This window comes from Bacillus sp. MUM 13 (assembly GCF_001866725.1).
GTDB lineage: Bacteria > Bacillota > Bacilli > Bacillales > DSM-1321 > Peribacillus.
The window spans coordinates 1-7,454 of the sequence record NZ_MLYQ01000136.1; the positions used below are offsets into that span (position 1 = coordinate 1).

The window sequence follows — 7,454 nt, forward strand, 5'->3', positions numbered from 1 at the left end:
CCTAGCCTCTCGAGGTCATAAGCCACCCAAGAATTGAAGGCACAGAACGCCTTCATTTCTTGTCCGTCTTATGCATGTCGAGGCTGGACAGGCGCTTCCGCTTTTTTTATGTTACGCGTATTTGTTTGCTATTTCTGAGATGGATGTATCCTTGGTGCCATCGCCGATTGCGTTGAATTTCCATTCACCATTATGGCGGTATATTTCACCGACGAACAGAGAAGTTAATCCTGAGTAATTGTCTGTCAGGTTAAAGTGAATTAATTCCTCGTTATTAGAGTTATTCACAACACGGATGAAGGCATTTTGAATCATGCCGAAGTCCTGTTTTCTGGAGACGCAGGAATAAATATTTACGACGAATACCATTTTGGAAACCGAAGGGGAAACCATATTCAAATCAACGACAATCTGCTCGTCGTCACCGTCTCCATCTCCTGTCAGGTTATCGCCGGAGTGTTTGACGCTTCTGTCTGCACTGACTTTATTGCCGAAGTAAATCAAATTTTTCTTGTCTGTCAGCTTGCCATTTTGATCAAGCAGCAAAACGGAAGCATCGCAATCAATATCAGGTGCGCTCCCGCCGCCAAACAGCCCGCCGAGGATACCCTTCCCTTTGCCCTGTGAAACCGGATCCCAGCCTAAGCCGACAGTAATTGATGATAAACCTGCTCTGCCTTTTGTTAAATCAACCTTTTGTCCTTTTTGCAGTGTTATTGCCAACAGAAACACTCCCTTTCACCAGTAAGAGCCTTGCCATCCTTGTGCAGAAACGGCAGACTAAACATCAGTTCATTTAAAACATTAAAATCACGCCAGCGTGATAACATCATTCTATCATTCATGTTATTTTATGACAAACATTTAATATCCCGTATTTGCTTCCAGGTTTTATGAAGCGTTTTTCTTTATCCATTAAGCTGCTTTGCCTGGAAGTTATCCTTTAGTTCAAGCAGACGCTTTTTACCTTCTTCACGGGTGCGTTTGTTTTCATCTTCAATGCTTTTTGTTTCTTCCAGCCCTTTGATGATAATGTTCCATGATTCTTCTATAGTCTCGATTTTTATGCTTGGGGCACCTGCCAGCCGGGCAATTTCTGTGCTCTGGGCTGAAATATTCTGGGCATTGCGAAGCAGCATTTCGTTCGTACGGCGGTCAAGTTCGCTCATTGAATCAGCAACCAGCTTTTGCCGTTTTGCTGACACTGCCTGAATCAGGCTGTTCTTAAAAATTGGAATTGTAATGACAAATGCCGAATTGATTTTACCAATCAGCTTGGTATTGCCTCTTTGCAGCAGGCGGATTTGCGGAGCCGTCTGAAGAGCGACCATTTTTGCCATCTCCAGATCATACACACGCTGCTCCAGCGTTTCAATGCCATTGCGCAAGGAATCCAGTTCCATGGCAGCAATTTGGTCACCTGATTGTGCACGTGCCTCATATTGCGGCAATAGCTGGGTTTTCAATTCTTCTGCCTTCATTTCTCCCGCAACTGCATATTTCTCCAGTGCCAAGTAATAATTAAAATTTTGCTCATACAAATTTTCAAGATTATGAGTGGAATTGACCATCTCATTCTGGTATTTTGAAATTTCAACATATACCTTATCAATTTCGCTTCCCATGGTCTGATATTTACCAAAGATTTTTTCTATCATTTTTTCCCCGCGATTAAAAACCTTGGCAAACATGCCTTTTTTCTCAGGTGCAAAATCCTTTTTATCAAACTTGTCCATAATCCGCCCAAGATGTTTCAAAAGCTCGCTGGAATCCTCCATTGAACTGGACTTCATGGTGCTTAAAATCCGGTCTGAAAACCTTGAAATTTCAACTGCTGGCTCTTTTCCAAATTCCAATAAAGACATTTGGTTCTTTACATCAATTTGCTGGACAAGCCGCTGAACTTCCGGTTCGTTTTTCAGCTTCATTTTGATTTCATCCGCTTTGGCCGGTGTAATCTCTTCATTTTTAACATCCATTAATTCTGTTCCATTAATATCTGCCATGTCTATCCCCCACTTTATTTATTTCTGACAAGCGATGCGGCCAGCCAGAAAATTATTTAAAAAATCTGCGCCAGATTGGAATCTTTGGCTCTTTATATTCACAATCAAATTCGACATGCTCCATGAGATGAACATCATAGTATTGCTCATCTATGTACATCTCCAAATCTCTCAAGCCTGAAGGGTTGTAAAGGATTAAATCAATGCCTATTTCATTCAGGAGCAGAAGCAATGCAGCATCCGGCCTGGTAATCCCGCTGCCTGAACCGCTATTATACATCACAATTCTCGGCACGCTCTGAGGGTAATCAAACTTCATTAACAAAGCAACAATAGATGCAGGCAAAACCGTCAGCTGTGTAAATAAATAAAGCTGAATGTCAGAGATGGACTCGCTCCCTTCAGCAAGCAGCTTTGGATGCCCGCATACCCTGGAAATAGCTGATGCCACACCCCGCTGAACCCCAAGCGGCAATTGACCAAGCTTCCACCATACACTTTTCATCATCTTCTCAGGATCAAGCATTCCATCGGCATTTAATGCATGGTGATAATGATACTGATGATTTGCCCCGACATTTGCCGTTAAGGGAAAATACCGGATAAACAAAGTTAATTCGCCTTCCTTAATCTCCTCCAGCCTGTCCCAGTATTCCCTTTTGTTTTCAGAGATCCCGGAAATTTTCGCAAATATGGAAGGAATATGGACTTTGTTTCCTTCTATTGAAAAGTTAGGACGGATAAATGCCTTTTCCCTGCTTACCAAAAACAATTCATCATATGTCGTTTTTAATGTTATGGAATGCGGCTGGAAGGAACGGTACTGCCAAGGCTTAAAGATTGGCGTCTCATCAGTGTGGAGAATTCTCTCAATTTCCCTTGAGGCCTGATAGGCGACCGTAGCTTTCCTGACCGATTTTCCTTTAGGGAATGCCCTTGGCTCCGTCTTTATGGAATGTTCCTGAACAATCATAAGATTATGCTCCGGATCAAGCTCGAGCTCTTTTAACAAGTCTTTTCCTCCCGGATGGAAAATCAAAACATCAAACCCGAAAAGCGTTAAATAGTACAAAAAATATCCTTCGCTTTTATTGCCGTCACCATACCAGAGGAATGCCGGCATCCTGTCGTCCTGCATATCCCTTAATACTGGCTCCATGTGATTGCGCATCCATTTAATTAAGTCCACGATGACCCTCCTGAAATCAGGATGCTTTAAGCCATCATGGTGGCGCTTTGCGAATTCCTGCAGAGTATGTATCAAACACTCGCGGATATGCCTGTTGACAGCAGAATTTTCATGTACAGGTAACAGCTGTTTTCCTTCCAGAAATGCGACAAACCTATTAACGGAAAGCGATTCATTCTGATTGATCAAGAGTACGTTTTGTATGGCCTGAAACTGTTCAGGTGCAATTTCTTTATTCATGGAAGCAGCATCGAGAACATTTATTAAGGGCTTACGGGATAATTCAAAAAGCTCGTTATAATACTCATCCTCATCTCCGCGAATCCCTAAAAACCTGGCTGCGAGCTGACCAATGGAAATTTCTTGATCATCTGCCTGGAATGGCTGTCTCTCGGCACGCTTTTTTTCTAATATATTTTTCCATTCGTCTTCTTTAAAAGAGATCAATACCGGATTGATCTTCGAATATTGGCCAAAAGCCCCCACCGAATAATCTCCTTTCTAAAAGCACTTACTTATTCCTATTATACCGCATTTTCATAGTAAAAGTTGCATATCAATTCCCGTTAATTGGCAGTTTCATTTTTACGAAGCACCCTTGTTAAGCTAGAATATAGAAAGAGAGAATGATAAAAAAAAAGCGGGAAAAGAAGTGAGAACATTGATTACATTAATTAAAGGACAAAGAATCAATCTAAGCAAGCTATATCCGGAAACAGACAAACTAAAAATAGGGATTTCATGGAAATTAAAAGCCCAGCACCATTCCAATTCATACGATATAGACTTATCAGCCTTCATGATTAATCAGGACGCTGTGATTCCTGAAGAAAGATATTTCATTTTTTACAATAATCCATTATCAGCCGATCATTCCTTAGCTATGTCAAAGGTGGTTCCCGCAGCTGAAAATCAGGAGCTTTCCTTAAATCTGGCAGGAATCTCTCCTGCAATTGAAAAAGTCACTTTTATTCTCACAATTCATGACGCAGAAGTCAGGCAGCAGAATTTCAGCCACTTTGAAAACATTTCCCTGACAATTTGGGATGAAGAAGGTAAAGAAAAACTACTTTCTTTTGCTATAGACGGTTTTGAAAAAGAAACTTCGTTTGAACTGGGCAATGTCTACCGAAAAGAAGGTTCATGGCGTTTCAATCCCATTGGCCGGGGATATATCCGGGGGCTTCAAGGGTTTTTGGATATTTATCATCCTGCAGCTAAGGCAGAAAAACCGTCTAAAGAAAAAGAAAGTGAAACGGAATGGCCAATGATCAGCAAGCTGGATTTATTAAAGAAGAAAATAGATATAATTATTGAGAGAAAAGCACTGCAGAAAATCCGGGCAAGAGTCGGGGTAGTCTTAGATATCTCCGGTTCGATGAGAAGGCTGTATAAAGAAGGGATTGTCCAAAACGTAATGGAGAGGCTGCTTGCCCTTGCGACCCGTTTTGATGATGACGGAATCCTGGATGTCTGGATCTATGATAATTCCTTTTCACGGCTGCCTTCTGTATCAGAAAAAGATTTTTCCAATTATGTAGAAAGAGAAATCCTTAAAAATACTGATGTTTCTAAATTCACTGCCAATAATGAACCTCCTGTCATGCGTGACGTGTTAAATAAATATATAAAGGAGGAAAGCAGCAGCCTCCCCGTTTATTTAATATTCATCAATGATGGAGGCATTAAGAAAGCGAAGAAGAATCAGGATAGTGTGGCAAATGTTTTGATAGATTCTTCAAAGGAGCCTATTTTCTGGCAGTTTGCAGGCATTGGTGACGGCAACTTTGATGTTCTGAGAAAACTAGATGATTTAGAAGGACGATATGCAGACAACGCAGGATTTTTTCATATTCCTGATATTGAAAAAGAGACGGATGAAGAACTATATGAGAAACTGCTTCATGAATTCCCCAGCTGGATGGCAGAAGCAAGGGAGAAAAAAATACTCGCCAGATAAACCGCTTTAAAGAAAAGCTTGTTTGTATCAATTGGTGATCCCTCTTGATACGGTACTCCCCTGGATAGCTATTCAGAAATCGCGGCTTCCCTGCAGATTATTCCCTTTTATTCTTCAGTCTTACAAAAGATAGAATCCAGATTTCAAAAAAATTTCACAATCCAATATAATTCAAAAAAACTTTAACCTACTGGCTACAGTTTTTTTACTTCATTAACCGCCTTATCAGCTTAAGTCCATTTTTTGCAGAAGGGTAACGGAAGGAAAAGTCAAAAGCAGTTGTTTGCCTTAATACACTTTTTGAGTGTGAGAAGGTTTCAAAGCTGTATTTTCCGTGGTAGCTTCCCATGCCGCTTTCTCCTACGCCCCCAAAAGGGAGATAAGGGGTCGCAATATGCATGAGTGTATCATTCACACATCCGCCTCCAAATGAAATGCTGCTCATTATTTGCCTTTCTGTTTCCCCGCTTTTTGTAAACAGATACAGGGCAAGCGGCTTGGGACGGCCGTTAACAAAATTAATCACCTCGTCCAGGTTCTCGTACTCCACTATTGGAAGAATCGGTCCGAAAATTTCTTCCGTCATGACAGGCGAGCCTGGATCCGGCTGTTCTAACAGAGCAGGTGCAATTTTAAGGGTTTCATCTGATTTTTCACCCCCAAAAATAACTTTTCCATCATTTAAATATTTACAAATCCTGCTGTAGTGCCGATCATTTACTATCTTCGAGTAACGGGAGCTTTCGAGAGGCCTTTCTCCATAAAACTCGATAATCGTTTCCTTTATAGCCCTTAGGAGATCCTGTTTCACTTTTTTGTGTGCCAGCAGATAGTCAGGTGCAATGCATGTTTGTCCTGCATTCGTAAATTTGCCGAAGACAATCCTTTTTGCTGCAAGAGCTATATTGGCATCTTCATGCACAATCACTGGACTTTTCCCACCAAGCTCGAGTGTAACCGGTGTTAAATGTTTCGCTGCTGCCTCCATTACAACTTTTCCAACTGGTACGCTTCCAGTGAAAAAAATATAGTCAAAATCCTCCTGCTCCAGCAGGGTCTGGCTTGTCGGCACACCTCCCTCGACAGCTGCAATATAGGAGGCAGGATATATATGCTGAAGAATTTCTTTAATCAGTAAAGAAACTGCAGGCGTCAATTCTGACGGCTTAACTACAGCTGTGTTGCCCGCTGCAATTGCTCCCGCGAGCGGGGACAGTGCAAGCTGAAAAGGGTAGTTCCATGGCGCAATAATCAAAGCTGTTCCGTACGGCTCCTTTATAACACTTCCCTTAGAGCCGGTATGTGTTAATGCAGTACGTACCCTCTTTGGCTTCGCCCACTTTTTTAAGTGCTTCATAGTAAAATTGATTTCTTCATAGAGAATCCCTATTTCTGTTGAATACGATTCGAGCTCTGATTTATTCAAATCCTCCGCAAGGGCCTGAATGATATCCTGTTCCCGCCTCTTCACTTCCTCTTTCAGCTTCTTTAACTGCTCCAGCCGGAAAGTCAGGCTTTTTGTTTCATTTGTGGCAAAAAAGAGCTTTTGTTCCCGGAGAATTTGTTTTATTTCATCTGCATATGTTTCCATAATGATGTATCATCTCCTTTAAAATCCCCTAACTGTTTATAGGTTTAAAGACTTGAACGAAGAATCCAGGAGAATCAGAATTTACAATAACATTCTGAATCAGACTAATTCTCCTCTCTATTTTTTCAGCAAGCTGAAGCATCTTACCATTGAACCGATGAACATGACTCCAGCTCCGCCAAGAAGTAAAATAAAAAACGTTTTTTTAGTAATAATATCCATAGGATACAGTAGGCTTCCCAGTATAGCGAGGGCACCTAAACCGGATAAAATCCAACCTAGTTTTTTCATATTTCCACCTGCTTTGCATGTATTCTATATTTCTGGCTGTTAAAAATATGTATAGCCATTCTGGCTCAAACAACAATTTCTGCCATGAAATGATAATTACATTATACACCCCAAAGAAGCCCTTTTCTCTCTATAAATCAGATTGTTTTATTTAAGAAAAGAGCCGCTATATTTGGTGCTGTAAAAGAATTTACAGCTTCTTAAAGATTATTGTTTTTTTAATTTGTTATGTGAGGCGTTCCCATTGTCAAGTCAGGTTGATTGGAGCATAAGGTGCGAGACTCCTGTGGGATTAGCGGGAAGGTGAGACCCCGCAAGCTTTGCTTGTGAGGCTCACCGCCCGCCCCACGGAAAGCGAGCATCCTGGAACGGAAATAAACCACCTTATTTCATAGCAACAAAGTTTACGAAAACAGC

The 7,454-nt window shown here is 41.2% G+C and carries 6 protein-coding genes; 1 reads left to right on the forward strand and 5 read right to left on the reverse strand.

What is annotated here, in order from left to right:
* Positions 1-111: 111 nt before the first annotated feature.
* The 3 genes from BIV59_RS21615 to BIV59_RS21625 form a co-directional block, all read right to left on the reverse strand.
* On the reverse strand, positions 112-723 hold the full coding sequence (locus tag BIV59_RS21615; protein ID WP_071353527.1) for a TerD family protein: 612 nt from the start codon (positions 721-723) through the stop codon (positions 112-114).
* 185 nt (positions 724-908) lie between these two features.
* Positions 909-2,006 carry a toxic anion resistance protein gene (locus BIV59_RS21620; protein ID WP_071353528.1) on the reverse strand — a complete coding sequence of 366 codons (1,098 nt, stop codon included), beginning with the start codon at positions 2,004-2,006 and terminating at the stop codon, positions 909-911.
* A gap of 52 nt (positions 2,007-2,058) precedes the next feature.
* Positions 2,059-3,681, reverse strand: coding sequence for a YceG family protein (locus BIV59_RS21625; protein WP_083392310.1), 1,623 nt, complete (start codon positions 3,679-3,681; stop codon positions 2,059-2,061).
* Between the two features lie 166 nt (positions 3,682-3,847).
* On the opposite strand from BIV59_RS21625, the gene BIV59_RS23060 reads away from it, so the two are divergent.
* Positions 3,848-5,155 (forward strand): VWA domain-containing protein, encoded by a 1,308-nt coding sequence (locus BIV59_RS23060; protein ID WP_083392311.1) that lies wholly within the window; start codon positions 3,848-3,850, stop codon positions 5,153-5,155.
* 205 nt (positions 5,156-5,360) lie between these two features.
* Here BIV59_RS23060 and BIV59_RS21635 read toward each other — a convergent pair whose 3' ends face one another.
* Both BIV59_RS21635 and BIV59_RS23865 read right to left on the reverse strand, forming a co-directional pair.
* Complete coding sequence (locus BIV59_RS21635; protein ID WP_071353529.1) at positions 5,361-6,746, reverse strand: aldehyde dehydrogenase; 1,386 nt, start codon at positions 6,744-6,746, stop codon at positions 5,361-5,363.
* Positions 6,747-6,863: 117 nt separating this feature from the next.
* Complete coding sequence (locus tag BIV59_RS23865; protein ID WP_170846222.1) at positions 6,864-7,037, reverse strand: hypothetical protein; 174 nt, start codon at positions 7,035-7,037, stop codon at positions 6,864-6,866.
* Between the last annotated feature and the right edge of the window lie 417 nt (positions 7,038-7,454).

What these genes read in the sequence shown, in the direction of transcription:
- BIV59_RS21620 (WP_071353528.1), bottom strand. Translation starts at nt 2,006, where the DNA reads ATGGCAGATATTAATGGAACAGAATTAATGGATGTTAAAAATGAAGAG.
- BIV59_RS21635 (WP_071353529.1), bottom strand. Translation starts at nt 6,746, where the DNA reads ATGGAAACATATGCAGATGAAATAAAACAAATTCTCCGGGAACAAAAG.
- BIV59_RS23865 (WP_170846222.1), bottom strand. Translation starts at nt 7,037, where the DNA reads ATGAAAAAACTAGGTTGGATTTTATCCGGTTTAGGTGCCCTCGCTATA.